Raw genomic sequence first — 24,758 nt, forward strand, 5'->3', positions numbered from 1 at the left:
TTCCTGTTCCTATTGTTGATAGCCGGGATGCCAGCGCAGCAGATAGCGTTCCAGTCCTTGAGCCAGAATATCTGCCAGCTTGCCTAAAAGGGCATACAGGAGAATGCCGACCAGTACAATATCAGTCTGCAAAAACTCACGGGCATTCATGGTCATATAGCCAATTCCTGACTGCGCAGAAATTGTTTCGGCAACAATAAGCAATACCCAGACCAGACCTAAAGCAAAGCGTAGCCCGACCAGGATAGAAGGCATAGCGCCCGGTAAAATAATTTGCTGATAAAGCTGGCGACGATTCAGCCCATAACTCTTTCCCATTTCAATTAGCTGCGGATCAACTGATCGGATTCCATGATAGGTATTGATATAGATCGGGAAAAATACACCTATCGCTACCAGAAAAAGCTTGGCACTTTCATCTATTCCAAACCATAAAATAACAAGAGGAATTAACGCCAGAGCCGGAATATTACGTAGCATTTGCAAAGTAGTATCCAGAAGATTCGAGGCTACCTTGGAAGAACCATTTAATAGGCCGAGCAATAAACCTAGACCTCCACCCACAGCAAGACCAGTCAATGCCCGGGCCGTACTCACCTTGACATGCTGCCACAGTTCACCACTGATGAGTAAAGACCAGAAAGCTGTAAGTACGGCTGTAGGGGCAGGCAAAATCCGGCTTTGCAGTAAGCCGCTCATTGAAGTAAGCTGCCACAGAACAAGTAATAATAAGGGCACTAACCAAGGCAGCAGATGTTTTCTAAATACACCTGTTCCACGTGAAACGTAGTTATCTATACTATTCTTTTGCATCATGCCCCTTCCTTGACAATTTTATTATCTGCTAGCCGGTCAGGTACATAATTATTGGCAACAATCTCACCGAATGGACCGGTCAAGTTAGGCTGGGCCAGCTTTTTACGGGTCTGTAATGGCAGTAAAGGAAAGACCAGTTCAGCAAAGCGAATAGACTCTTCCAGATGTGGGTAACCTGAAAAAATAAAGGTATTAATACCTAGATCTGCATATTCCTGAATACGGTCTGCTACAGTCTGCGGGTCACCGACTAGCGCAGTCCCGGCACCTCCACGAACCAGACCTACACCAGCCCAGAGGTTTGGTGATACTTCTAGTTTGCTCTTATCGCCATTATGTAATTCAGCCATACGACGTTGACCTACTGAGTCCATTTGACGGAATTTTTGTTGTGCAGCGGCAATCGTAGCGTCATCTACATACTGAATCAGTTCATCAGCTGCGGCCCAGGCTTCTGCACTGGTTTCACGTACAATTACATGCAGACGGATACCATAGTTTAGACGACGTCCTTTTGCAGCGGATTTAGCCTGCATGGTCTGGATTTTTTCTTCTACTGCTGCAGGCGGTTCTCCCCAGGTCAGGTAAGTATCGACCTGCTCAGCAGCCAGTTCTTGAGCAGCTTCAGATGAACCACCGAACCAGAGCGGAGGATAAGGCTGCTGTACAGGCGGATACAGCAGTTTAGCATCATCAACACTTAGCCGTTCGCCATGGAAAGTAAAGCTTTCACCTGTATGAGAACGGGTCAAGATTTCACGCCAGATCTTGGTGTACTCTGCTGCTGTCTGGTAGCGTGTAGCATGGTCTTCATATACACCATCACCTTTTAGCTCTTGCTCATCACCCCCTGTAACCAGATTCAGTAATACCCGCCCGTTTGAGAGACGGTCAAAAGTTGCTGCCATACGGGCTGCCAGAGCAGGGGTGGTTACGCCAGGGCGCAAAGCCACCAGAAATTTCAGGTTTTTAGTGGCATCAATCAGGCTGGCAGCTGTAATCCATGGGTCTTCACATGAGCGGCCGGTCGGAATCAGTACACCTTCATAACCCAGGTTATCTACAGCCACTGCAATCTGTTTCATATAAGCATGATCAACCTGGCGCCCACCTTTACTGGTGCCTAAATAGCGGCTATCACCATGAGTCGGAATAAACCAAAAAATTTTCATCTCAGTATCCTTATCTGTCTAAATCAGTTTTTAGGTGTAGGGACCCAGACCACTTGGCTGACCTGGATTGATTTTGGAATTAATTTGACCTGTTGAAAGAGATCAGCAATTTCTTGTTGTGCCTGTACGACTTCAGGTTTAAGGCTATAAATAGGAGAGGGTTTGAGCCGTTTATCTATAACCCGTTGGGCAATATTTTGTTTAAGGCCGGTACTTTGCTGATAAATCTTTAATGCCTGTTGCTGGTGTTGAAGTACCCATTGATCGGCAGTATTTAAACTTTGTAGGATCTTTTCAGTTGCACCGGGATGCTGCTCAATAAATTGTGGGTTAGCGATATAAAATGAATAAGTCCGTGCAAAGGCTTGGCCGTCAATTAATACCTTGGCTTTGGCATCCAGCTCTGCTGCACTTAAGTACGGTTCCCAGATCGACCAAGCATCAATTGACTGTTTATCGAAAGCTGCCCGTGCATCTGCCGGAGGAAGCCAGATGGGCTGAATGTCCTGCCAGCTTAAACCAGCCTTTTGTAAAGCTTTAGCCAAAAGTTCATGAGCACTTGAACCTTTCTGTACCGCTATCCGTTTACCTTTTAGATCTGCAAGTGTACGAATTGAACTGTCTGCAGGTATTAATAATGCCTGTGCATTCTGGGGAACCACTTCATAGCCAATGTATTTCAGATCTTTCCCGGCCGCTTGTGCGAAAACAGGAGGAGTATTACCTACTGCACCAAAATCAATTGCGCCAACTGCCAGTGCTTCCAGCATTTGTGGGCCAGCTGGAAACTCTTTCCACGCCACCTGAACGCCGGGAAACTGCTGTTCAAATAGCTGTTGCTGGCGAGCGACTAACAGATTCAGTGAGGATTTCTGGTATCCGACCGCCAGGGTTTTGAGGTTGTCTTCTTGAACGGACTGTTGACCCGGTGCAGTATCAGAACTGGTTTTCTGGCAGCCACTCAGACCTAAGGCTATAAAACTGCTAATTAAAAAATTTTTGAGTGAGTACATCTGGCATCCTTCTTATTGTTATGGTGTTTGCTTTAAAATCGCAGCCTGAATATCAAGTTTGACAGGTATTAATTTTTGGGCATAAAAGGCATCAGCTACTTTCTGCTGCGCATGAGAAACTTCCTGGCTAATTGGTCTTACCCCAAAGCCCATACGTGAAATAGAAGTTTTTAAAATATTATGTTCCAGTCCGGTTGGTTGTTCTAACAGACTGGCTGCCTCGTCCTGATGCTGGGCAACCCATTGGGTCGTAGTGTTTAATTCTTGAATAATAGTCTGAATGACTTTTGGGTTGCTTTCTGCAAATTTACGGTCGGCCAGATAGAATTGCAGGTTATTGACCAACCCCTGACCATCCTTTAAAACCCGGGCACCAAGTTGCTGTTCTGCTGCGGCCAGGAAGGGGTCCCAGATTACCCAGGCATCGACAGAACCACGTTCAAATGCAGCACGAGCATCTGCCGGTGGCAGATAGATCACCTGAATATCTTCAAGCTTTAAATCATTCGCCTCTAAAATATTCAGCAGTAAATAATGAACATTAGAACCTTTATTCAGTGCAATCCGTTTGCCTTTTAAATCAGCAACAGACTGTATGGGAGAATTCTTCTGGACTACCAATGCTTCCCCATGAGGCGCGCCCGGCTGATTTGCTACATAGACAATATTTGAATTGGCTGCCTGAGCAAAAATAGGGGGAGCTTCACCTGCTTCTCCAAAAGCGACACTTCCGACATTTAAACCTTCAAGGAGCTGTGGACCTGCAGGAAATTCAACCCAACGAATCTTTATACCTTGTGATTTGAGAGCATTTTCCAGACTACCTTGGGCCTTTAGAATCGGTAAAATGCCATATTTTTGAAAACCGATATTCAAGACCTGAGTCTGAGGGTCAGATTTGGAACAGCCACCTAGAAACAGGGCAGTTGCCAGACTGCTCAATAAGATGGCAGAACGGGCCCAAGAAATTTGCTGGCTGTTCATAGAAAAAGTGCTCCTGGCAGTGAAATTTAACAATCACATACAGCCTAAGATGCCCGGTAATGCTAAAAAAATAAGCTTTTATCGTTTAGTTATGAAAAAAAAAGCTAAAATATAAAACTGCTTAACTTATGAGTATTTATGATTTAAAAATTAATATTATTTTTAATTAAATATCTGAATATTATTATTAATTTTTTATTGAGCTAAAGAAGAACCAGAAATAATAATTAAAAACCTTAAAAATCCTAATTTTTATTTCTGGTTCAAAGATATATTTATTAAAAATAAAGCTAAATATTAAGGCCGGTTCTATAACTGTTTTTTAAATACCAGTGAATTTCGCTGATAGTTATAAAGTGCCTGCCGGGTATTGGGTAAATCATCAACAGAGGCTGGCATGAAACCATGTTCTAGGAACCAGTGTGCTGTGCGGGTGGTCAGTACAAATAGCTGCTTGATTCCATTCTCTTGTGCCTTTTTTTCAAGAAAATTTAAAATCTGGCTGCCTCGATTCGATTTGCGGTATGCCAGATGTACCGCTACACAGGCAATTTCTGCCGAAGGTATTTCATTCTTCAAAGTTGGAATCGGGTAAAGTGCCGCACAGGCGAGAATGGTACCGTCACGCTCAATGACAGCAAACTGGTTGATTTCAGTTTCCAGCCGTTCACGTGAACGGTAAACCAGTATCCCTTCTTGTTCGAGGGGGCGTAACAGTTTGATCAGTCCACCTACATCCTGAATTCTGGCAGTGCGGACTTCTTCATAATGTGCATCGGTGATCATAGTGCCAATCCCATCACGGGTAAATAGCTCTTCAATCAGCGCACCGTCATACGTATAAGAAATCAGATGAACACGATTGATGCCTTCTAGGGAAGCATCGCGTGCCGCACGTAAATATAAAGCCTGGGTTGGATCTGCCTGTTCATGATGTTCTATATAAGGGTCCAGCTGCTGAGGTGTTAATTCACGCAATAATTGCTGTTTGGAATTTAATAGACCTTGCTGCTGGCCCAGAAAAATCAGTTTATCGGCTTTTAGGGCAACAGCTGTTTTGGTTGCGACTTCTTCTGCCAGCAGATTAAAGACTTCGCCTGTAGTGGAGTAACCAGTCGGACCGAGCAGTACAATACTGTTATGCTCAAGATGCTGATGAATACTGGTACTGTCTATGGAGCGGACCTCACCGGTTAACTGAAAATCGATACCATCATGAATACCATAAGGTTTAGCAGTGACAAAATTACCAGAGACTACATGGATAGCTGCGCCGTACATAGGTGAGTTCGCTAACCCGGTAGAAAGTAAGGCTTCAATTTGCAGACGGATTGAGCCTACAGCACTCATGACACAGCCAAGAGACTCACGTGTAGTAATCCGGCGGTTCTTATGAAATGGTGCACTCAGCTGAAACTGTTCCAGATTCCGGTTAATCTGCGGACGGGCACCGTGAACCAGAACCAGACGAATTCCCAAGGAATTGAGCAGGGCAATATCGTGAATAATATGCTGGAAATTATCATGGCAGACCGCCTCACCTCCAAACATGATGACAAAGGTCTTATTACGATGCGCATTAATATAGGGAGCAGAATGCCGGAACCAGCGTACATTGAGTTGTTCAGTAGTATTCGCGGTTTCCACAGAATTCATAATATGCCTGATCCAGTTGCTTATTCAGTCTGCTGATTCTAATCAAAAAACAGCAGGCAGGTATATAAAAAGCAAAAAAACACCCGGGTCAGTGCCCGGGTGAATATGTATCGATGTAGGACTGAATTAGCCCAGAATCCGTATGATACGGTTGTTACGTTCATTGACCAGCACATAGTCACCATTAATTTTATACCACTGCTGATAACGGGCAGGCTTATTCAGGTGACGGCTATCACGGTAGTCAACCTTGTAACGGTTGTTATCATACTGACGAGGCAGCACCTGACCACTGCGCCATTCACGACTTGGATTTACTCGTGAAGATGAACGGCGATCATCCCAGCGGCGGTCATCATAACGACGGTCGTCATGGCTCCAGTGTGGGGTATTAGGGCGGTCATAACGCTGATCATAATGCTGTGGTGCGGCCATAGCACTGGTAGTAATCAGCGCGCTCAAAGATAAAGCGATACCTGTAAGTAATGTTTTCATGTTTTTATCCTGCGTTGCAAGCTCATCAATTTATAACGCTACTTTAGGCAACAATTAGATATAAAGCATGAAAGCCGTTTTATTGAATTGTGAAATTAATGAAGGAATTGAGAAGGAAATTAGAAATTAACTCGACAGAAATAGCCAGTTAGCCCTATGTAAAAAGGCCTAAATTGTATTTAGGCCTTTTTATTCTGGATGAACGGAATAATGAAGAATATGTATCAGTCCATAATCCTGATAATACTGTGTTTATCTGAATCGACTAACAGATAATCATTATTGACCTTGTACCATTGCTGATTACGCGAAGGTTTCGGCAGGTCATGACTTTCATATTCAACCTTATAACCGTTGCCCCGGTAATGTTGCGGCATAATATAACCGGTTTGCCATTTGTGCTGTTTCAGACGACTGACTCCACGTTCTTCACGCATACGACGCTGTTCACGGACAGAATCTTCGTCCTGCTGGAACATCTTGCCATGTGGCCCGCCACGTCGGTCCGAATGGTCCTGATTTTTATGAGGAGGTGCTGCAAAAGCTACACTTGCCATGAAGGTAGAGAAAGATAATGCCAGCACAGCCATAATCTTTTTCATGTTTAATCCTCAAATTCATACTTAAAATTTCTTTACCCATCTACTGTACGAAAAAAAAACAGAGAAACTGTGAAGATAATTCAACTAATTATTTAAAATTGCAGAGACAATGCGTACTTAATATAAAACAAATTAAGTATTCTCCATACTATTATTATTTATATGTATCGGTAAATTTCTGCTTTAAATATTTAAGCTTATTTCTGCTTTTACTCATTCTTGGCATAGAGCAAGATATGATCTCGTCTATGCCTGTAACCTATTTTGCAATAGCAGTAGTTTAACTTGGTATAGCCTGTTTTTATTTAAGCCCAACAGTGATTCAAAAATAAAATCCGAGACTAATCCTGAGCATCGATACTCTGCCCATTCATATGACGGCTGTCTTCACCCATCAGGTATAAATAAGCCGGCATAATTGTTTCTGGTGTCGCTAGCACTTTTGGATCTTCATCTGGAAAAGCCTTAGCCCGCATGGCTGTTCGGGTGGCGCCCGGATTAATGCAGTTAAAGCGTATATTCGGATGCTGGTTTTCTACAGCAAACAGTTTGCTTACCGCTTCAATAGCAATTTTAGAAACAGAATATGCACCCCAACGCTCACGAACTTCCCGACCTACACCTGAACTGGCAAAAACTACCGAAGCATGTTCAGATTTTTGCAGTAGAGGCAATAGGGCCTGCGTTAGTACAAAGGGTGCTCGCAGATTTACCGCCATCACGTCATCCCAGACTTCAGCTGGATAATGGGCCAGTTCGATACGCTCACCCAAGATACCGGCATTATGCAAAATCCCATCTAGACGTCCGAACTGTTTATCCAGAATATTGACCAGATGTTCATAATCCTGTGCGGAAGCACTGGACAGTTGTAAAGGCAAAATGGCAGGTTGAGGTGCCCCCAATGCTTCAATTTCATCATAAATGACTTCAAGCTTGTTCAGGGTACGGCCATGCAAAACAACTGTAGCCCCATGCAGGGCATAACTTAAGGCAGCAGCGCGGCCAATACCGTCACCTGCACCCGTGATCAGAATAACCTGATTTTTCAGTAAGTCTGGACGAGGTTGATATTGTGAGTATTTCATAGGCAAACCTCCTCATTATTATGATATGTCTAAAGTACTACGGGTTTTTCTGATTCCAGTTTCAGCAGTTGGCATACCTTCTGCCGCAGTTCAGAAATATCATTCACTATACAATCTGCCTGCCAGGCCGTTAAGTTATCTTTGTGGCTTAACGGTAAATAGCCGTAAGCAGCCAAGATGGTATACATTCCTGCATTACGACCGGCTTCAATATCACGCGGATGATCCCCGACATAAATAATCTGCTCTGCCGGAAGATTGATTTGTCTAGCAGCTAAATACATCGGTTCCGGATCAGGTTTGGTTCTGGTGACATCCTCAGGGCAGACCAGTACTGCACAGCGTTCTGTTAAGTTCAGGGCAGCAAGTAAAGCCTCGCTTAAGCCACGGGGCTTATTAGTCACAATTCCCCAAGGAATACCTCGAGCTTCCAGTTCATCAAGTAAAGGGTACATGCCTTCGAACAGGTCTGTCTCAACTGCAATATCTGCTCCATATAGGTCCAGAAAACGCTGACGGTGTGCCAGAAATACCGGATCATCGACCTCAAGATGCGGATAGACCAGTTTGACCATGGCTCGCGCACCTTCAGACACCTGGGGGCGGATCAGGTCTGCTGCTACCACCTCACAGTTTTCGGCACGGCACATATCCTGAATAATGCGGATAAAGTCAGCTGCGGTGTCAATCAAGGTACCATCAAGGTCAAACAGGACAGCTTTCATTCTGTGACTTCCTTAACGGTATGTACCATATAGTTGACATCTACATTCGGTGCCAGCCAGTAATGTTTGGTCAGCGGGTTGTAATGTAAACCGGTCATCTGTTTAAGCTCTAGCCCGGCAGCCCGGATGTCATGGGCCAGCTCGGATGGGCGTATAAACTTGTGATAATCATGAGTACCTTTAGGCAGCATCCGGAGAAGGTATTCGGCACCAATAATAGCGAACAGATAAGATTTCGGATTACGGTTAATGGTAGAAAAGAACACATGGCCGCCCGGTTTTACCAGAGTCTGACAGGCTTTAATAATAGAAGCCGGATCTGGTACATGTTCCAGCATTTCCATACAGGTCACAATATCGTACTGGCCCGCCTTTTCTTCAGCCAGCTGCTCTACCGGAATTTGGCGGTACTCAATATTCTGCACATTTTCCTGCTGGGCATGCAGGCGGCCAACTGCTAAAGGCGCTTCACCCATATCTACACCCAGCACTTCAGCCGCACCGCGACGCGCCATACTTTCGGTCAAAATGCCACCACCACAACCTACGTCCAGTACCTTTTTACCAGCCAGGCCGCCGCTGAGCTCATCTACCCAGTTCAAGCGCAAGGGATTGATCTGATGTAAGGGACGGAACTCAGAATGCTGATCCCACCATTTGGCTGCAAGTGCTTCGAATTTAGCAATTTCTTGTGGATCAACATTCAGTTGCGACATGACAGTCACCTCATTATCCGGTTAATGATCAGGAATAAAATATTCAGACTTAGTGTAGCGTTAATTCCAGAAAAAGCGATAAAAGCTGTAAAAAAGTTCACAGAAGGAAAACGATTCTGGCATATTTAATTTATAGTGAGCTCATAAACTCGGCATAACAATTCAGAGGAATCTCAGCGTCAATGAAAAAGTTTATTTTAGGTAGTTTGTGTACTGCTGTAATGGCATTTTCAGGTAGTGCCATGGCAGCCAATTTTGTAGCAGGCAAGGATTATACTGTAGTGGCCAATCCTGTTAAGGTTGAAGTACCGGGCAAGATCGAAGTCCGTGAGTTTTTCTGGTATGGCTGTCCGCACTGTTTTAAGCTTGAGCCGCATATGCAGGCCTGGCTTAAAAAAATACCTAAAGACGTACGCTTTGTACGTACTCCGGCTGCCATGAATAAAGTCTGGGAACAGGGTGCACGTGGCTATTATGTGTCTGAGGCACTCGGTGTACGCCAAAAAACCCATCTGCCATTATTCCATGCAATTCATGTCAACAACCAGCAGATTTTTGACCAGGCTGCTCAGGCAAAATTCTTTACCAAGTACGGTATACCAGAGAGTAAATTCAACAGCATGTTCAACTCTTTCTCGATTACCGGAAAAGTGGCGCAATCTAACCGTCTGGCGCAGCAATACCAGTTAACTGGTGTACCCGCTGTAGTTGTAAATGGTAAATATATTATTCAGGGTGAAGATGCTAAAGTTACCCAGGTACTTGATTTCCTGATTAATAAAGAGCGTAAAGCCAAATAGTCTAGAGTTATTTAATTATTTAAGCCGTTTTCTGCCAGGGCAGGAAACGGCTTTTTTGTTTATTGGAGCGTAAAACGTTAGGGTTTAACCCGAGGATATCAGCGACACGACATAAAATGTCGTTTTGCCTCAATAAAAGCCTAGTTTGCTTGAATTTAGCTTGTTAATATAATTTTATGAAAACACTTAAATTACGCATAAAAGACAAACATTGCAAGGAGTTAGACCAACTAGCATTAGAGGTAAACTTTGTCTGGAATTACGTCAATGATTTGTGTTTCAAGCACCTACAAAGAACAGGAAAATTCTTCTCAGCTTATGACGTTGCTAAATATACTAAAGGCGCATCTAAAGAATGTAATCTGCATAGCCAAACTATTCAGGCTGTCACAGAAGAATTAGTCATAAGACGCAAGCAATTCAAGAAAGCAAAACTAAAATGGCGTGTTAGTAATAAGAAATCGGCTAGGCGTTCGTTAGGTTGGATACCCTTTAAGAAAGTAGCAATCAAATATGCTAATGGCTATATTCAATATGGCAAGCACCAATTCAAACTATGGGACAGTTACGGACTAAGTAAATACAATATCAAAACAGGCTCGTTTGTAGAAGACAGTCGTAGACGCTGGTATGTGTGTCTAGTGGTTGAAAATGTTCAACAAGTAAAGACCAATACAAAAACATCAATAGGCATAGATTTAGGCTTAAAAGATTTAGCGACCTGTTCAAATGGGGTAAAACTCAAAGCCCCTCAAATTTATCGCCAATACGAACAAAGATTTGGTATTGCACAACGTGCAAAAAATAAGAAACGTGTCAAAGCGATACATGCCAAAATCAAAAATATACGACAAAATATGTTGCATCAATTCAGCCATAAACTGGTGAATGAACATGCAGCGATCTTCGTTGGCAATGTCAATGCCAAAGCATTGGCACAGACCAAACTAGCCAAGTCTGTGCTAGATGCAGGTTGGACAACACTTCGATCCATGCTCAAGTATAAATGCGAGAACGCAGGAGTATGGTATGAAGAAGTCAACGAGGCATATACCACCCAGACTTGTTCGTGCTGTGGTTCACGCTCCAGTAGTCCGAAAGGTAGAGCAGGGCTTGGAATAAGAGAATGGCAGTGTGTGGAATGCGGTACATTCCACGATAGAGATATAAACTCAGCACTCAACATTCTTGCGCTCGGACATGAGCGTCTCGTAGGAGGAATCCCTGTCCTTTAGGTCGGGGAGGATGTCAAAGAACAGAAATTAAGGTAAAATCTGCAAAAGCTCTACATCAAAAATTAGGGTACTATTCGGTGGAATAGCGTCACCGGAACCAATTTCGCCATAAGCCAGCTTGGCTGGAATAAAGAAACGGCTTTTACCGCCTTCTTTCATGGTCTGTAAACCCTCAGACCAACCTTCAATGACTTGGTTCAGCTGAAAAGCTACCGGTTGGCTACGTGCAATTGAACTGTCAAACACGGTACCATCTAGTAAACGGCCTTCATAATGTACTTTGACCTGTGAGGTTGGCTTGGGAGTTTTTCCCTGCCCCGCTCGAATAATTTGATATTGCAGGCCAGATTTGGTGCTAATAATACCAGGTTTTTTCATATTTTCTGCTAAAAATACTGCACCAGCCTGCCCATTTTTGGCAGCCATCTTCTGAAATTCAATCAGCTGTTCAGCTTCCGCCTGCTTTTTATATTGAGTTAAGGCTCGGGCCATTTCCTCTTCAGTCAAACGGGCAGACTTACCTTCAGAACCTTCTTTTAGGCCCTGAATAAAAGCTTCCAGATTAAGGTCTTTCAAGGTATCTGCATTGGTACGACCCATGACATAGCCATAGCTATAACCCAGCTGGTCTTTTTGCGGACTTTTATTGGTCACAGGTAACGCCCAGACAGAGAAGCTGGCCGAGATTAAAATAGAAGCGAGCAGTGTTTTTTTCATAAAAAATCCTGAAGGGTGGAGGGTACTCAGACCCTCCTGTGCATTATTATTGTACTTTAAGCAGCTCTACATCAAAAATTAGAGTGCTGTTTGGTGGAATCGTACCAGGTACGCCTTGTTCACCATAACCAAGTTTAGCAGGTATATACAAGGTAGCCTTGCCGCCTTCTTTCAGTAATTGTAAGCCTTCTGTCCATCCCGGAATGACCTGGTTTAAAGAGAACTCGACTGGCTCACCACGGTCATAAGAGCTGTCAAATACTTTTCCATCTGTCAGCTGGCCTTTATAGTGAACTGTCACACGGGAAGTAGCGGTAGGCTGCTTACCTGTCCCCTCTTTAATGATTTTATATTGCAATCCTGAAGCTGTAGTCTGTACATCAGCTTTTTTAGCATTTTCAGTCAAAAAACTGTTACTGTCAGATTCAGCTTTTTGAGCCTGTTCAAGCTGTTTTTTCTGCATATCTTGCTGGAACTGCACATACGCTGCCTGTAGCTCTTCTTCAGTATAAGCTGGCTTGGCACGGGCGTGTCCCTGACGGATACCAGTTACAAAACTGTCAACATCAAGTTCTGGTGGAGTTTGATGTGCAACTTCATAGCCCAGCGCATAACTGATTTTCTGGATTGAAGAGGCATCTTTGCTCACATTACCGGTATGCGTCACAGGATGCTGGCTGGCATAGTAAACAGGGATCAGGGCAGCACCGCCGAGGATAACAGCAACAGCAATAGGTAAGGCTTTACTCATAAAGGGCGTTCCAGTTCATTTTATCTTTTAACATCGACCATGGGGTAATTAGGTCATCTAACTCTTTTAGCATAGAATATTTTGCAATCAAACAATATGTTTTTTCTGTGCATTAAAATCCTACTTTAAACTTGTATAACAATCTATCTGCCACCGTAACAATAAAAAGCCGGAATAAATCCCGGCTTTTAAATTATTTCAAAACTGATTTAATCATCCTTTTTTGCCTGATACGCATAAGCATAGTTATAGCCATAACCATAACCTGCCGCAGTACGCTGAATATCGTTGAGAATGACCCCATTGACTTTTACACCTGCCTGTTCAAAACGGTTCACTGTAATCTCCAGCTCTTTCATCTGTGTTTTAGCATGACGAGCAATTAGAAGATTCACACCGGCATACTGGGCGATAATAATCCCGTCAGTTACTGCCAGTACCGGAGGGGTATCAATCAGGACATGATCGAAACTGGTCGAAGCGCGATCAAGAAACGCCTTTAATGATTCGGTACTTAAAAGCTCAGATGGATTTACCGGGCTTCTACCACGTGTTACAAAGAACAGATTTTCCACAGTTGAGCTTTGTAAAACATCTTCATAGTGATTCTGATGATTGAGCAGCTCAGCCAAGCCTGGATTAACTTCTGCATTAAAATATTTATGCATATAGCCGCGGCGCATATCGCCATCAATTACTAGAACTCGTTTACCGCTTTGAGCCAGAATCGTTGCCAAGTTAATAGTAATAAAGGATTTACCGATTTCAGGTGCTGGACCTGATAAGGCAATGATATTATTTTGGGCACTGGCTAACGCGAAATGAATAGCAGTACGCATGCTGCGCAGGCTTTCAATAGCAATATCATTACTATCCTTAACTGCAAGAATAGGAATATTCTTTTTCTTCTTGAGCAGTTTAATTCGGCTTTCTTGAATCGTAGAACGGGGCACAGTGGCATAAACTGGCAGGGTCAGCTCGTTTTCAATTTGTGCTGCATCTTTAATGCCTGTGCGCATCATATTGCGGAGTAAAGCTAGAAGTGTTCCTAAGAAAGCACCCACAAAAATAGCTAATATCAAAGTAACAAGTTTCTTGGGTTTAATCGGTTCAACAGGTTCAATAGCCGTATCAATAATACGTACATTGCCGATTTCGCCGGCTTTGGCAATCTTGAGTTGCTGATAGCTGTTCAATAGAGCAGTATATAGCTCAGTATTTACTTTAACATCTCGGTAAAGCTGTAAATAAAGCCGTTGTGTTTCAGGCAAACGTTTAATAGCTTGGGTCATTTCTGAAGTTTTTTGATTAATTTCAGCAAGCTGTGCATTAATTGCCGACATTAACGGATGGTCGGAGGTATATTTTGAGGATAGCTCTGCCTGTTGCTGTTGTAATTCGATTTTTAACTTTTCCAGTTCAATATTCTGTTTTAACATCAACTCCGCTTCTTGCGTTACGTCAATGGTATTGTATTTTTCTCTAAAGCGATTAAATTGAATTTCTGATTCTTCAAGTTGTTGTTTCAGCTCTGGTAATTGTTTTTCAAGAAAGCTTAAGGTCTGTGCTGATTCTAATGATTTTCGTTCGATATTCTGTGCCTGATAAATGGCCAGGATATGATTAAGGACCTGAGTAATATGTGCTTTATCTGCACCATTATAATTTAAACCGATAATACCCGAACTCTTTCCTTTTTCAGCGACACTATAAACCTGTTTAATCCACTTTACAGCGGATGGTATAGAAAGCTTGGTTATTTTGAAACTCTGTTCTAAAGGACTTTTAGTGTAAATTTGAATTTTCCATAAACCTTTGTCATTCAAGTCCTGATTAAGGCTATTTAATTTACCTGTAAATATAATCTCATTTTTATAAGACAAGCTGAAATCCTGGTTATCTAGAAATTTTAGAATAAGGGGCTTATCTATATAAAACTGAGGAACCTCTAGTGTCTGGACAACAAAGAACTGTTTTTTGTTTTGCCAAGTCACTCCATTATTTTTATAGAGGGTTCTGTCCTGATCTTCAGTGAGCAGACGATGCATTAAATTCTTCTGTTCATTATGGATACGTATATCCAGATTTAAATCTTGAATGGTCTGACCGAGCACTTTGCGAGAATTTAGGATTTCAATCTCCGCATCTGCAGGAGACTTTCCTCCTAAACCTCCGGGTAGGCTCGTCCCCAACTCTCCTAAAAGTGCAGCTGCACCTGCACCTTTACTGTCTTCAACCTGAATCATGGCATCGACCTGATAGGTGTTAGGTGTGGCACGTAAATACAGTAAGGCACACACCAAGCTTAAAATCATGCACAAGGCAATCAGTTTCCACTGGGCAATGAGAGCAAAGAATAGTTCTTTTAAATCAATGGTATCTTCTTGAGGGGTACTATTTGAGTTCATGAATTAACTGCTAAAAATATAATTAGAAACGGGTTTGCCAGTCGGAAACGTATTTTTGTATGTCATGACAGGTCTGATCAAAAAAAGCCTGATCATGTTGATAAGGATCAGGGACATCCTGATCTTGCCAATGACCTAAACGAAAAACTTTACCTTTAGCAAAAGGCCACTGTTGTTCAAGATGTTTTTTCTGGTTATTACTCATGACTAAAATGAGATCTGATTTTTTAATGAGCTCAGCATTAATCTGCCTAGCTATATGTGCACGTATATCAATATCAAGCTGATCCATACAGTGAATTGCTTTATCATCTGCATAATGGCCTACCATGGCCGATAAACCGGCAGATTCGATATTTAAATTAGGGTGGTTATTCTTCAGAAAATACTCTGCCATCGGACTGCGGCAAATATTACCAATACACACCACCAGTATATTTTGAATTTGCATATTATTTACCGAGCTGATCGAAACTGTATAGGGCATTAGAAAAAGGAATGATCTGATTTACAACACGTTGCCAACGAGTTAAACCAGTTGCATCTATATAAATAATGTCATTTTTTTGCATTTTAAACTGATTTGCCAAAGCTAGATTACCTAAACTGCTTAAATTCAGATGATAAAGGGTAGACGTCTTGGTACTTAAATCAGTTCGCATCACAAAAATACGCGCAGCACTTGCGGAATAAGGATTGATGCCTTCACTTTCACCGAGTACGTCACTTAGTGTCATACCTTGATCACGTAAAGATAGTGCCTGACTTCTGCTAGATTCACCCATCACATAAAGTTTTTGGTTTTGCTTCGCATTAACAAAAATAGTGTCATTGGGCTGAATCAGTAACTTATGTAAAGACAGGCCGTGTTTTTCCAGTTCAATTGCATTAAGATGATAGATCTGTCCATCACGGATCAGCTGAATATTAGTATTATCACCTGTTTCTGTATTTACTCCGCCTGCTTGACCTAAAGCGGTATAAATGCTAATAGGCTGGTCATTTAGCGTATACTGACCACTACGCATCACCTGACCATTGACAAAATAACGGCGACCTTCATAAGAAAGTACCCGAACTACGACATCAGGATGCTTTAAATAACGTGCAAAATGGGCTCTTAAATAACGATTGGTTTCTGCAAGTGTTTTTCCTGCTATTTTAACCGCCCCTAAGAGCGGGAGCTGCACATTGCCTGTTGGGTCAATAGGATAACCGGCAGCCTTTATATTACTAATATCCTGAATAGGAGGAGTAATTTCAGGGTAAGCCCATAACTGGATAGAAAGAACATCACCAGGACTTAGACGATAAATAGTTTGTTGGTGTTCAAATAAATGTTGAAGATTTTGTAAATCATTACCATAGCCAAGTTGAGAATTTGGTAAATTGTCCTGGGTAATTTGTACAACAGAGACCTGAGCTCCCTGATCGGTTTTGTAAGCGCCTTCCGTAGGCAAATCGTAGGTTTGCAGGCCTGAACTCACTGCACATCCTGCTATAGCAATGCTACATGACAGTAAAAGAGCTGATTGAAAATGTTGCACAACAGATACCCGAATAGTAATTTTTAAAAATTTTAGTGTGTAAGTATTTTACCGAACTTGGAAGATAGGTACAGCGTAATTTGTAATTTATTCGTCTTTTTAAGGCAATCTATCACGTACATAGAGTACAGATATTTTTTAAGTTACGCCATATTGAGTATTTTACAAGAATATTTCAAACAAATTTTTCTAACTGCTGATATATAAATTTCATAAATTTCTGCTAGTATTCCTGCCGAAAGATTCATTCTTCATAAAATACAGATATAAATTTAAAGGCCCCCAAATGCTACAGCTCTCAGACCTAAAAATTGCCATTATTGGTTTAGGCTATGTCGGTTTACCCCTAGCGGTCGAATTTGGTAAACAGCTGCCTGTTGTGGGTTTTGATATTCAGCAAAAACGTATACAAGAATTACAAAGTGGACAAGATCATACTTTAGAAGTGTCGCCAGAAGAACTTAAACAAGCGACACATTTAACCTATTCAGCCAATTCAGATGATTTAAACAGCTGCAATTTTTTTATTGTGACGGTTCCAACCCCAATTGATGAATTTAAACAACCTGATCTGACTCCGCTTATTAAGGCATCTACTAGTATTGGGAAAGTGCTTAAAAAAGGCGATGTGGTGGTGTATGAGTCTACCGTTTACCCAGGTGCGACTGAAGAAGCGTGTATTCCAGTCTTAGAACAAATGTCTGGTTTAAAATTCAATCAGGATTTTTTTGCAGGTTATAGCCCAGAACGGATTAACCCGGGTGATAAACACCACCGTGTCACCAATATTTTAAAAGTGACATCGGGCTCTACCCCAGAAATTGCAGACTTTGTAGATGCAGTCTATCAATTGATTGTGACAGCAGGTACACATAAAGCACCGAGTATAAAAGTGGCAGAAGCGGCCAAAGTCATTGAAAATACCCAGCGTGATGTGAATATTGCTTTAATGAATGAATTGGCGGTTATTTTTAATAAATTGGGTATTGATACTGAAGCCGTGTTGCAGGCTGCAGGAACCAAGTGGAATTTTTTACCGTTCCGTCCAGGTTTAGTGGGTGGGCACTGTATTGGGGTAGACCCATATTATTTAACCCATAAAGCCCAATCTTTAGGCTTGCATCCAGAAATTATTTTAGCGGCACGCCGTTTAAATGACCGTATGGGGGAATATGTTGCAACACAATTAATTAAAGAAATGGTTAAGCAGCGTATACAAGTGGTGGGTTCAAAAATTTTAGTGATGGGTTTGAGTTTTAAAGAGAACTGTCCAGATATTCGCAATACTAAAATAGTAGATATGGTCAAAGCGTTAAAAGAATACGATTTAGATTTAGATATTTATGACCCGTGGGTAGATCCGTTAGAAGCTGCAAAGGAATATGGTATAGACCCTGTTTCCAGTTTGGCGTATGTTAAATATGATGCCATTATTTTAGCAGTTGCACATGATCAGTTTAAGCAGATGTCTATAGATGAATTTAAAGTAATGGCAAAAGAAAAACATGTTTTATATGACTTAAAATATATATTAAATCAGTTAGATGTAGATATTCGACTGTAAGTATGTATAGATTAATTATAAGATCAGCTAAAGATCCTAGAATAAAAAACTCGATTTGGATGATGTCTGAAAAGCTAATTGCTATATTTGGCTTAATTTTTGTGACTTCATTCGTTGCAAAATACATCGGTCCTGAAAATTTTGGTAAGTTAACTTTTGTCGGTTCCATATTTGCGATTGTACAAACGCTATCCTTGATGGGCACAGAGAATGTAATTTTTCAAAAAACAGCCAAGAATCGTAAAATTGGAGAAAATATAATTTATGCCTCCAAAAGGTTAAGAGATTATATTTATGGTTCACTTTCAATAATTACTTTAGGTGGATTGTATTTTTATACAGATCGTTTAACCTTTATTTTTGGTATATCAACTTGTATTGCAATTTATTTTGCTGTACATGATGTTTATAGTATTTATTTTAATGCAATTCTCGAATCAAAGATAAATGCATATTGTAATATCACAGCGCTAATCATTTCATTAAGTGTGCGCTATTTAATTGTTTTATTTCAACTTCCGATTGAAACACTCGGTATTCCCATTATTTTACTAACACTAATACCATTTTTATTAAGAAAATATCTTTATACGAAAAAAAAGCTGTCTGTTGGCATCATGCTGCCATATGCTATAAAAAGATATAGACAGTATACTTTTGCAGTCGGTCATAAGCTCTTATTGTATTCACTTTCGGTTGCAATTTTTACTAAAACGGCACAGCTCTTCCTAGGTTTAGAGTCACAATTTGATCTTGGTATTTATACTGTAGCTATGACATTAGGTAACAGTTTTTACTTTGTTCTTCTCGCAATTATTTCATCTTATTTTACTGGAATCTATCAAGAGGAGAGCTTAGAAAAAAGTCAAAATAATGTTGCGCAACTTTATATGGTAGTGGTGGTTATTTCTTTGTTTGTCACACTAGGGTTATATCTTTTTGGACCTTGGGTTGTAAGCGTACTTTATGGCGTTGAATTTATTCGGGTTACTGAGATTTTGTGGCTAGCAGGTTTGGTAACCTTGTTCTCAGGACTGTCTACAATTGCAGAAAAATATTTGATTAAGTTCAATGCATATGAATATTTGAAACGGAAGACATTTATACTTGTGTTCTTTAATGTAATATTGACTTTTTTAATGGTCAAGTTGTATGGGTTATACGGTGGTATCTATGCCATTTTAACGACAGAAATCTTATCGGTGACCCTATTTAATTATTTTTTTAGAAATGGACTTATTTGGGATACTCAAAAAAGAATGTTCCTACCATCTACTTATTTGAAGCGGTAACAGTATGCTTTTAAGTTTAATTATCCCTATTTACAATGTTGAAAAATATATTGAAGAATGTTTGGAAAGTGTTTGTAAGCAACTTAAACCAGATATGCCAGTTGAAATAATTTTAGTTAATGATGGTACGCCTGATAGATCTATGACTTTAGCTCATAATTGTATTTTTGATAAACATCCTCATCTTGAGGATCATTTTATTTTTATTAATCAAGAAAATCAAGGCCAAAGTGTTGCTAGAAATAATGCATTAAAAATAGCAAAGGGTGAGTATGTGGGTTTTTTGGATTCAGACGATTATTTGTTACCAAACTATTTTTACGAATTAATGAAAGTTATAAATAAAAAAAAAGTAGAAATAATTCATTTTAATGCTAAACAGTATAATGAAGAGCAAGGTTATATTGAAGATATTTATTTTGTTAAACAGAGTAAAATTGCGATTAATGATGAATTTTATAGGGAGAATTTATTCTTACAGTCTTGCTGGTATCCTTGGTTAAGAGTTATAAAGAAAGATATTTTAATTAAATTTGATTTTGATATTAATGTATATATGGAAGACAAGCTGTATTTTCCAGAAATTTATTATTATACAGATGGTTTGGAAATTTTTGAAATGCGAAAAGAAATTATTTGCTATAGGCATCGGAATGGTAGCTCAATTAGAAGCGGTTATCCTGAACCTCTTTTAAATGGGATTGACTTGGGTATAAAGAAATTTATACCAACAAATAAAAGTCCGCTTTATTCTATTATTTATAATCAATTTTTATCTCAAAAAATATCAATAATGATAGATAGAGGGCAAAGTTTGTCTACAGTCTATTCATTTGTTATTAGTGAGGAGGCAAATATTAAGTTAAATTATAGAGTTAGTTATAAGATTTTTTTGTTAAAGTATTTTCCTTTTATCTATCTAGTGTTATTAAAGTTAAAAAAGAAATGGGTGTGAAAGAATATGGATATGGTTTTTAAAAATAATAAAATAATAGCAACTGTAATTTTTTTAACATTTAATATTGTTTGTATTTTATTTTACTTTTTTGGAATTTTTAATGACTTAAGTGATAGCTTCTATCATAAGTTTTGTGAATTTTTATATATATTAAACTTTGCCCTAATCCCCTTTTTGTTTTATATTTATAGGGTGAAAATATTTTCTCCTCAAGGCTTGTTTTATATATCAAGTTGTTTGTTTGCTTTAGGTAGAGTTTTTTTAAGTTTTTTTGGTTTATATCGAGATTACTATGAATTGTATTGGGGGCAGCTTTTTTATTTTAATAATTTAGATTTTTTTGAGAGTTTAATTTTTTGGCAATTATCGTTATCTTCTTTTATATTAGGTAGCTTGATTTTTTCTACTCGGTTAGAGTTTAATATACAATTAAGCAATTTGAATTATAAAAAAACATTTTATATTTTAAACTTTTTAAGTGCAACTATACTTTTTATTATATGGTTTCCAATATCCTATGAAATGATTTCAATGTTTATGGTAGCTGGTTATGAAGGGTTGTATACAGGTCAGGCGGATTATAGTTTTGGTGCTCAACGTATAGCAAGTTTACTTCTCCCTATAATGGTAGCAACCGGTGTTTTATGCAATAATAAAAGAAGTTTATATTTTTCTTTATTTATTCTGTTTTTATATATATTAGTAAATCTATTTGTTGGCCAAAGAGCACTTTTATTTGTTTGGGTACTAATTGGTCTATGGATGTATAATTTAATAACAAAAAGAGATTTACCTTTTTTTAAAATTTCATTACTGGGTATTTCTTTAATGATTTTTGCACAATTTTTAGAAAGCTTTAGAGGAGGTCGAAGCGACTTTAGTTTAGAAAATCCGCTATCAAAATTTATTTATGTACAAAGTCTAACTTATATATTGCCATCAATAGTAAATAGTTTACATGCAGAATGGCCTCCATTGACTTATGTAACAATGTTTTTTCCTGTAGCTGGTTTGTTTTCATCGTTAGGTTTAGTGACAGGAAGCCAAAATTATAATTCAGGCGCTTTTTTTGCTTATACATTAAATAACTCTTTATTTGATAATGGGTTTGGTTTAGGGTGGTCTGTTTTTTTAGACTTGTATATTTTAAGTGGACGTAATTATTTGTTATTAAGTTTTTTTTCTTTTATATTAGGATTAGTTTTTTGTTATTTAATAGAAAAATCTAAAAAAAATGTATTGTTTTTATACGTATTATTGTCTTTGCTTCCTGCTTTTATGTTCGCACCACGGAGTTTGATGTATTCTATTAGTTCTGGTTTAATTTATTCATTTGTCTGTTTCCTCCTTATTTTTATTTTTGTTATTGTTATTAAAAAGAGATAGTTAAATGACTTTTGAGCAGCCTTTAATAAGTGTTTTGATTCCAGTTTACAATGTTGAAGCTTTTGTTAAAGAAGCAGTCTTTTCAATTTGTAATCAAACATATAAAAATATTGAAATAATAGTAGTTGATGACTGCTCTACTGATAATACATATAATATAGTTGCTGAATTAGCTATGATTGATCCAAGAATTAGACTTTATAAAAATGATAAAAACTTAAAAATAGTAAAAACTTTAAATTTCGCATTAGAACAGGCAAAAGGAGAATTCATTGCAAGAATGGATGGCGATGACATAAGTACGCCAGAAAGACTAGAAAAACAGTTAGAATTTTTGTTAAAAAATCCTCAATATTATTTAGTGGGTTGTCATGTTAATACTATAGACCCTAATAATAGAATAATTGGTAAGCAAGAAATGCCAATCAATGATAATATTATTAATAAAACAATAAAGTATAGTTCGCCAGTTCTACATATTTGGTTAGCTAAGCGAGAAGTCTATACTAAACTTAAAGGATATAGAGAAATTCCTGGTGCTGAAGACTATGATTTTTTATTAAGAATGCATTCATTAGGTTTACTCTTTACTAATCTAAATAGTTATGAATATTCAGTTCGTATTCGTGACGGGAATACTACCTCTACAATTGGTTTTAATCAGAGATTGATGTCAAATTATGTGCTTGATCTATATGAGATGAGGCTAAAAACTGGAAAAGATGATTTTAGTGAATTGAATGTTTTACAATATTTAGAAAAATATTCTAAATATAAAGCAGATTTTGATCAGTCAAATATTTTTTTAAAATCTGCATTTATGGCAAAAGCTGATAAAAATTTTTTAAAAATGATATTTTTTGTAGGCTTATGTGTCATGAAATCTAGATTTCAATTGCAATATCTTTTAAAGCGATTGGTTTTTAAAATAATTACGATAGGCTAAGCTATGAAAATTCTTTTTTTAATTAACTCTTTAAAGAGCAAATCAGGAACTGAACGTGTTGCCATTGAGCTGGCAAACAAATTATCATTCATAGCAAATTATGATGTTACTCTTTTGAACAGAGAGTCTATTAAAAGTAATACAGCTTACCCTGTGGCTGATAATGTAAATGTAGTTGTAATATCAGGTAATTCCCTTGAATTTTATAAAAAATTAAAGATACATGTTTCTCTTCATTCGTATGACATTGTGATTGTACATAATATGGGTAAGCTATCTTTATTATGTGCTCTTTTACCTAAAATCAAAAAATTGGTTACATTAGAGCACGTGTCTTTTGTTAGTAGACCTATAAAAGTTCAAATTTTAAGTAAATTTTTTTACAAGTGGGTTGATCAGGTTGTGACCTTAACCCAGAAAGATAAAGAGCAATTTGATAAGTTTCATTCCAAAGTCATTGTTATTCCCAACTTTTCACCATTTGCTATTGTTCCGGAATCCACCCTTAGCAGTAAAAAAATTGTAACGATAGGTCGCTTAACTGATCAGAAAAATTATCTTCATTTATTGAAAGCTTGGAAAAAAATATATCAAATGATACCAGAGTGGCGCCTTAATATTTATGGTGAAGGTGAACACAAAAAAATGCTACAAGATTATATTGAGCGAAACTCTCTACAGCATGTTATTTTGAAAGGAAGCACATCGAATGTGCAAGAGGTATATAAGCAATCAGATTTTTTTGTAATGTCTTCTAAGTATGAAGGTTTACCCATGGTTTTAGTAGAGGCGCAGAGTTTCGGTTTACCTATTGTGTCTTATGATTGTCCTTTTGGACCAAGTGATGTTATTCAAGATCATAAAAACGGCTTGTTGGTTGAAAACCAAAATATTGAGGCATTGGCAGATGCGATTTTACAACTTGCTTCCTCTTCTAATATGTTAGCGGAATTTTCACAAAATTCATTGGTCAATGCTAAAAAATATCAGCCTGAACAGATCTTAAAAGTTTGGATTGAAAAGGTTTTGGAAGGTTAAAATTGTATGTTCTCGATTCTATTGTCCCTATATCATAAAGAAAAACCTGAATATCTAGAAAAGTGCTTTGAAAGCATCTGGGATCAACAGACTTTAAAACCTACTGAAATAGTATTGGTTTTAGATGGTTCTATTGGAGAAGGGCTTACGAAATCTGTAGAACATTGGCAGCAGAAACTCGGTAATATTTTAAAAATAGTTACTTTGGCAGAAAATGTCGGTTTAGGTAAGGCCTTAAATGAAGGCTTAAAGCATTGTACGAATGAATGGGTTTTCCGTATGGATACAGATGATATTTGTGTTGAAAAACGGTTTGAATATCAATTACAATTTATAAAAAATAATCCTAATGTAGTATTATTTGGTGGTCAAATTTTAGAGTTTGATCAAAATATTGATCATGCTGATAAACTAAAACCTGCACCCGAAAAGTATACAGACATTTTAAGGTTTTCAAAACAGCGAAATCCTTTCAATCATATGACCGTAGCTTATAAAAAAAGTATAATCTTATCCCTTCATGGTTACCAACACCATCTATTCATGGAGGATTATAATTTATGGTTACGTGTTATTAGTAAAGGATATGAAGTTGCTAACCTTAGTCAAGTACTTGTCTATGCAAGGGTTGGAAATGGAATGCACGCTCGGCGTCGTGGTTCAGAATATATTAAGAGTGAAAAACAACTTCTAAATTTAAAAATGGCTTTAAAGACTCAATCATTAATTTCTGCATACATTACATTTATTTTACGTTCTCTCTTTAGATTTCTACCAAGCAATCTTTTAGGTTTTGTTTATAATAACCTTCTGAGAAAAAATCCTAAATAAAATTTTGGTAAGTTATAA

24 protein-coding genes are annotated in these 24,758 nt (G+C 38.6%); 9 read left to right on the forward strand and 15 right to left on the reverse strand.

Annotated features, from left to right (window positions below; genetic code table 11):
- Positions 1–9: 9 nt before the first annotated feature.
- The 10 genes from ssuC to ubiG form a co-directional block, all read right to left on the reverse strand.
- Positions 10–816: an aliphatic sulfonate ABC transporter permease SsuC gene (ssuC, locus tag J502_RS06625; RefSeq protein ID WP_005017455.1), complete on the reverse strand. Its 807-nt coding sequence runs from the start codon at positions 814–816 to the stop codon at positions 10–12.
- Positions 813–1,988 (reverse strand): FMNH2-dependent alkanesulfonate monooxygenase, encoded by a 1,176-nt coding sequence (gene ssuD / locus J502_RS06630; protein ID WP_005023798.1) that lies wholly within the window; start codon positions 1,986–1,988, stop codon positions 813–815. The genes ssuC and ssuD overlap by 4 nt, the downstream gene beginning before the upstream one ends.
- Positions 1,989–2,011: 23 nt before the next feature.
- Positions 2,012–3,001 carry an aliphatic sulfonate ABC transporter substrate-binding protein gene (locus J502_RS06635; RefSeq protein WP_005023797.1) on the reverse strand — a complete coding sequence of 330 codons (990 nt, stop codon included), beginning with the start codon at positions 2,999–3,001 and terminating at the stop codon, positions 2,012–2,014.
- Between the two features lie 18 nt (positions 3,002–3,019).
- Entirely contained in the window at positions 3,020–3,985 is a 966-nt protein-coding gene (locus J502_RS06640) for a sulfonate ABC transporter substrate-binding protein (RefSeq protein WP_034683483.1), read from the reverse strand.
- A gap of 309 nt (positions 3,986–4,294) precedes the next feature.
- A complete protein-coding gene (argA, locus tag J502_RS06645; protein WP_034683485.1) occupies positions 4,295–5,641 on the reverse strand; it encodes an amino-acid N-acetyltransferase in 1,347 nt (448 codons plus the stop codon).
- 126 nt (positions 5,642–5,767) lie between these two features.
- The gene (locus tag J502_RS06650; protein ID WP_005405737.1) at positions 5,768–6,136 is read right to left on the reverse strand and encodes an RcnB family protein; all 369 of its coding nucleotides are present in this window, start codon (positions 6,134–6,136) and stop codon (positions 5,768–5,770) included.
- A 224-nt stretch (positions 6,137–6,360) separates the two neighbouring features.
- Positions 6,361–6,738, reverse strand: a complete 378-nt coding sequence (locus tag J502_RS06655; RefSeq protein ID WP_005017440.1) for an RcnB family protein — start codon at positions 6,736–6,738, stop codon at positions 6,361–6,363.
- A gap of 341 nt (positions 6,739–7,079) precedes the next feature.
- Complete coding sequence (locus J502_RS06660; protein WP_005017438.1) at positions 7,080–7,826, reverse strand: YciK family oxidoreductase; 747 nt, start codon at positions 7,824–7,826, stop codon at positions 7,080–7,082.
- Positions 7,827–7,855: 29 nt separating this feature from the next.
- Positions 7,856–8,551 carry an HAD family hydrolase gene (locus J502_RS06665; RefSeq protein ID WP_034683487.1) on the reverse strand — a complete coding sequence of 232 codons (696 nt, stop codon included), beginning with the start codon at positions 8,549–8,551 and terminating at the stop codon, positions 7,856–7,858.
- A complete protein-coding gene (gene ubiG, locus J502_RS06670) occupies positions 8,548–9,267 on the reverse strand; it encodes a bifunctional 2-polyprenyl-6-hydroxyphenol methylase/3-demethylubiquinol 3-O-methyltransferase UbiG (protein ID WP_034683489.1) in 720 nt (239 codons plus the stop codon). Before ubiG ends, J502_RS06665 begins: the two co-directional genes overlap by 4 nt.
- A 182-nt stretch (positions 9,268–9,449) precedes the next feature.
- On the opposite strand from ubiG, the gene J502_RS06675 reads away from it, so the two are divergent.
- Together J502_RS06675 and J502_RS06680 are read left to right on the forward strand one after the other, a co-directional pair.
- Positions 9,450–10,067: a thiol:disulfide interchange protein DsbA/DsbL gene (locus J502_RS06675; protein WP_005023783.1), complete on the forward strand. Its 618-nt coding sequence runs from the start codon at positions 9,450–9,452 to the stop codon at positions 10,065–10,067.
- Positions 10,068–10,243: 176 nt separating this feature from the next.
- A complete protein-coding gene (locus J502_RS06680; RefSeq protein ID WP_034683490.1) occupies positions 10,244–11,302 on the forward strand; it encodes an RNA-guided endonuclease InsQ/TnpB family protein in 1,059 nt (352 codons plus the stop codon).
- Positions 11,303–11,329: 27 nt separating this feature from the next.
- On the opposite strand, the gene bamJ (J502_RS06685) is transcribed toward J502_RS06680, so the two are convergent.
- The 5 genes from bamJ (J502_RS06685) to J502_RS06705 form a co-directional block, all read right to left on the reverse strand.
- Positions 11,330–12,019, reverse strand: a complete 690-nt coding sequence (bamJ, locus tag J502_RS06685; protein WP_034682123.1) for a BamJ family beta-barrel-assembly machinery protein — start codon at positions 12,017–12,019, stop codon at positions 11,330–11,332.
- Between the two features lie 46 nt (positions 12,020–12,065).
- Complete coding sequence (gene bamJ, locus J502_RS06690) at positions 12,066–12,770, reverse strand: BamJ family beta-barrel-assembly machinery protein (RefSeq protein ID WP_034683492.1); 705 nt, start codon at positions 12,768–12,770, stop codon at positions 12,066–12,068.
- A gap of 209 nt (positions 12,771–12,979) precedes the next feature.
- A complete protein-coding gene (locus J502_RS06695; protein WP_034683495.1) occupies positions 12,980–15,178 on the reverse strand; it encodes a polysaccharide biosynthesis tyrosine autokinase in 2,199 nt (732 codons plus the stop codon).
- Positions 15,179–15,200: 22 nt separating this feature from the next.
- Entirely contained in the window at positions 15,201–15,629 is a 429-nt protein-coding gene (locus J502_RS06700) for a low molecular weight protein-tyrosine-phosphatase (RefSeq protein WP_034683497.1), read from the reverse strand.
- Position 15,630: 1 nt separating this feature from the next.
- Positions 15,631–16,725, reverse strand: coding sequence for a polysaccharide biosynthesis/export family protein (locus tag J502_RS06705; protein ID WP_034683500.1), 1,095 nt, complete (start codon positions 16,723–16,725; stop codon positions 15,631–15,633).
- Positions 16,726–17,011: 286 nt separating this feature from the next.
- On the opposite strand from J502_RS06705, the gene tviB reads away from it, so the two are divergent.
- Genes tviB through J502_RS06740 form a run of 7 tightly spaced genes read left to right on the forward strand, consistent with a single transcriptional unit; the run spans position 17,012 to position 24,740 of the window.
- Positions 17,012–18,289, forward strand: coding sequence for a Vi polysaccharide biosynthesis UDP-N-acetylglucosamine C-6 dehydrogenase TviB (gene tviB / locus J502_RS06710; RefSeq protein WP_034683502.1), 1,278 nt, complete (start codon positions 17,012–17,014; stop codon positions 18,287–18,289).
- Positions 18,290–18,291: 2 nt separating this feature from the next.
- Positions 18,292–19,581 carry an MATE family efflux transporter gene (locus tag J502_RS06715; protein WP_052026670.1) on the forward strand — a complete coding sequence of 430 codons (1,290 nt, stop codon included), beginning with the start codon at positions 18,292–18,294 and terminating at the stop codon, positions 19,579–19,581.
- Positions 19,582–19,585: 4 nt separating this feature from the next.
- A complete protein-coding gene (locus J502_RS06720) occupies positions 19,586–20,536 on the forward strand; it encodes a glycosyltransferase family 2 protein (RefSeq protein WP_034683504.1) in 951 nt (316 codons plus the stop codon).
- Positions 20,537–20,542: 6 nt separating this feature from the next.
- The gene (gene wzy / locus J502_RS06725; RefSeq protein WP_034683506.1) at positions 20,543–21,925 is read left to right on the forward strand and encodes an O-antigen polysaccharide polymerase Wzy; all 1,383 of its coding nucleotides are present in this window, start codon (positions 20,543–20,545) and stop codon (positions 21,923–21,925) included.
- Positions 21,926–21,929: 4 nt separating this feature from the next.
- A complete protein-coding gene (locus J502_RS06730) occupies positions 21,930–22,871 on the forward strand; it encodes a glycosyltransferase family 2 protein (RefSeq protein ID WP_034683508.1) in 942 nt (313 codons plus the stop codon).
- 3 nt (positions 22,872–22,874) lie between these two features.
- On the forward strand, positions 22,875–23,909 hold the full coding sequence (locus J502_RS06735) for a glycosyltransferase family 4 protein (RefSeq protein WP_034683510.1): 1,035 nt from the start codon (positions 22,875–22,877) through the stop codon (positions 23,907–23,909).
- Positions 23,910–23,915: 6 nt separating this feature from the next.
- Positions 23,916–24,740: a glycosyltransferase gene (locus tag J502_RS06740; protein ID WP_034683512.1), complete on the forward strand. Its 825-nt coding sequence runs from the start codon at positions 23,916–23,918 to the stop codon at positions 24,738–24,740.
- Positions 24,741–24,758 lie beyond the last annotated feature (18 nt).

The sequence above is a fragment of the Acinetobacter sp. 1294596 genome, assembly GCF_000582925.1.
Lineage (GTDB): Bacteria > Pseudomonadota > Gammaproteobacteria > Pseudomonadales > Moraxellaceae > Acinetobacter > Acinetobacter radioresistens.

What these genes read in the sequence shown, in the direction of transcription:
- bamJ (WP_034682123.1), bottom strand. Translation starts at nt 12,019, where the DNA reads ATGAAAAAAACACTGCTCGCTTCTATTTTAATCTCGGCCAGCTTCTCT.
- J502_RS06665 (WP_034683487.1), bottom strand. Translation starts at nt 8,551, where the DNA reads ATGAAAGCTGTCCTGTTTGACCTTGATGGTACCTTGATTGACACCGCA.
- J502_RS06735 (WP_034683510.1), top strand. Translation starts at nt 22,875, where the DNA reads ATGAAAATTCTTTTTTTAATTAACTCTTTAAAGAGCAAATCAGGAACT.
- J502_RS06640 (WP_034683483.1), bottom strand. Translation starts at nt 3,985, where the DNA reads ATGAACAGCCAGCAAATTTCTTGGGCCCGTTCTGCCATCTTATTGAGC.
- J502_RS06715 (WP_052026670.1), top strand. Translation starts at nt 18,292, where the DNA reads ATGTATAGATTAATTATAAGATCAGCTAAAGATCCTAGAATAAAAAAC.
- ubiG (WP_034683489.1), bottom strand. Translation starts at nt 9,267, where the DNA reads ATGTCGCAACTGAATGTTGATCCACAAGAAATTGCTAAATTCGAAGCA.
- bamJ (WP_034683492.1), bottom strand. Translation starts at nt 12,770, where the DNA reads ATGAGTAAAGCCTTACCTATTGCTGTTGCTGTTATCCTCGGCGGTGCT.
- tviB (WP_034683502.1), top strand. Translation starts at nt 17,012, where the DNA reads ATGCTACAGCTCTCAGACCTAAAAATTGCCATTATTGGTTTAGGCTAT.
- J502_RS06655 (WP_005017440.1), bottom strand. Translation starts at nt 6,738, where the DNA reads ATGAAAAAGATTATGGCTGTGCTGGCATTATCTTTCTCTACCTTCATG.
- wzy (WP_034683506.1), top strand. Translation starts at nt 20,543, where the DNA reads ATGGATATGGTTTTTAAAAATAATAAAATAATAGCAACTGTAATTTTT.
- J502_RS06720 (WP_034683504.1), top strand. Translation starts at nt 19,586, where the DNA reads ATGCTTTTAAGTTTAATTATCCCTATTTACAATGTTGAAAAATATATT.
- argA (WP_034683485.1), bottom strand. Translation starts at nt 5,641, where the DNA reads ATGAATTCTGTGGAAACCGCGAATACTACTGAACAACTCAATGTACGC.
- J502_RS06660 (WP_005017438.1), bottom strand. Translation starts at nt 7,826, where the DNA reads ATGAAATACTCACAATATCAACCTCGTCCAGACTTACTGAAAAATCAG.
- J502_RS06675 (WP_005023783.1), top strand. Translation starts at nt 9,450, where the DNA reads ATGAAAAAGTTTATTTTAGGTAGTTTGTGTACTGCTGTAATGGCATTT.
- J502_RS06680 (WP_034683490.1), top strand. Translation starts at nt 10,244, where the DNA reads ATGAAAACACTTAAATTACGCATAAAAGACAAACATTGCAAGGAGTTA.
- ssuD (WP_005023798.1), bottom strand. Translation starts at nt 1,988, where the DNA reads ATGAAAATTTTTTGGTTTATTCCGACTCATGGTGATAGCCGCTATTTA.
- J502_RS06730 (WP_034683508.1), top strand. Translation starts at nt 21,930, where the DNA reads ATGACTTTTGAGCAGCCTTTAATAAGTGTTTTGATTCCAGTTTACAAT.
- J502_RS06650 (WP_005405737.1), bottom strand. Translation starts at nt 6,136, where the DNA reads ATGAAAACATTACTTACAGGTATCGCTTTATCTTTGAGCGCGCTGATT.
- J502_RS06740 (WP_034683512.1), top strand. Translation starts at nt 23,916, where the DNA reads ATGTTCTCGATTCTATTGTCCCTATATCATAAAGAAAAACCTGAATAT.
- J502_RS06635 (WP_005023797.1), bottom strand. Translation starts at nt 3,001, where the DNA reads ATGTACTCACTCAAAAATTTTTTAATTAGCAGTTTTATAGCCTTAGGT.
- ssuC (WP_005017455.1), bottom strand. Translation starts at nt 816, where the DNA reads ATGATGCAAAAGAATAGTATAGATAACTACGTTTCACGTGGAACAGGT.
- J502_RS06695 (WP_034683495.1), bottom strand. Translation starts at nt 15,178, where the DNA reads ATGAACTCAAATAGTACCCCTCAAGAAGATACCATTGATTTAAAAGAA.
- J502_RS06700 (WP_034683497.1), bottom strand. Translation starts at nt 15,629, where the DNA reads ATGCAAATTCAAAATATACTGGTGGTGTGTATTGGTAATATTTGCCGC.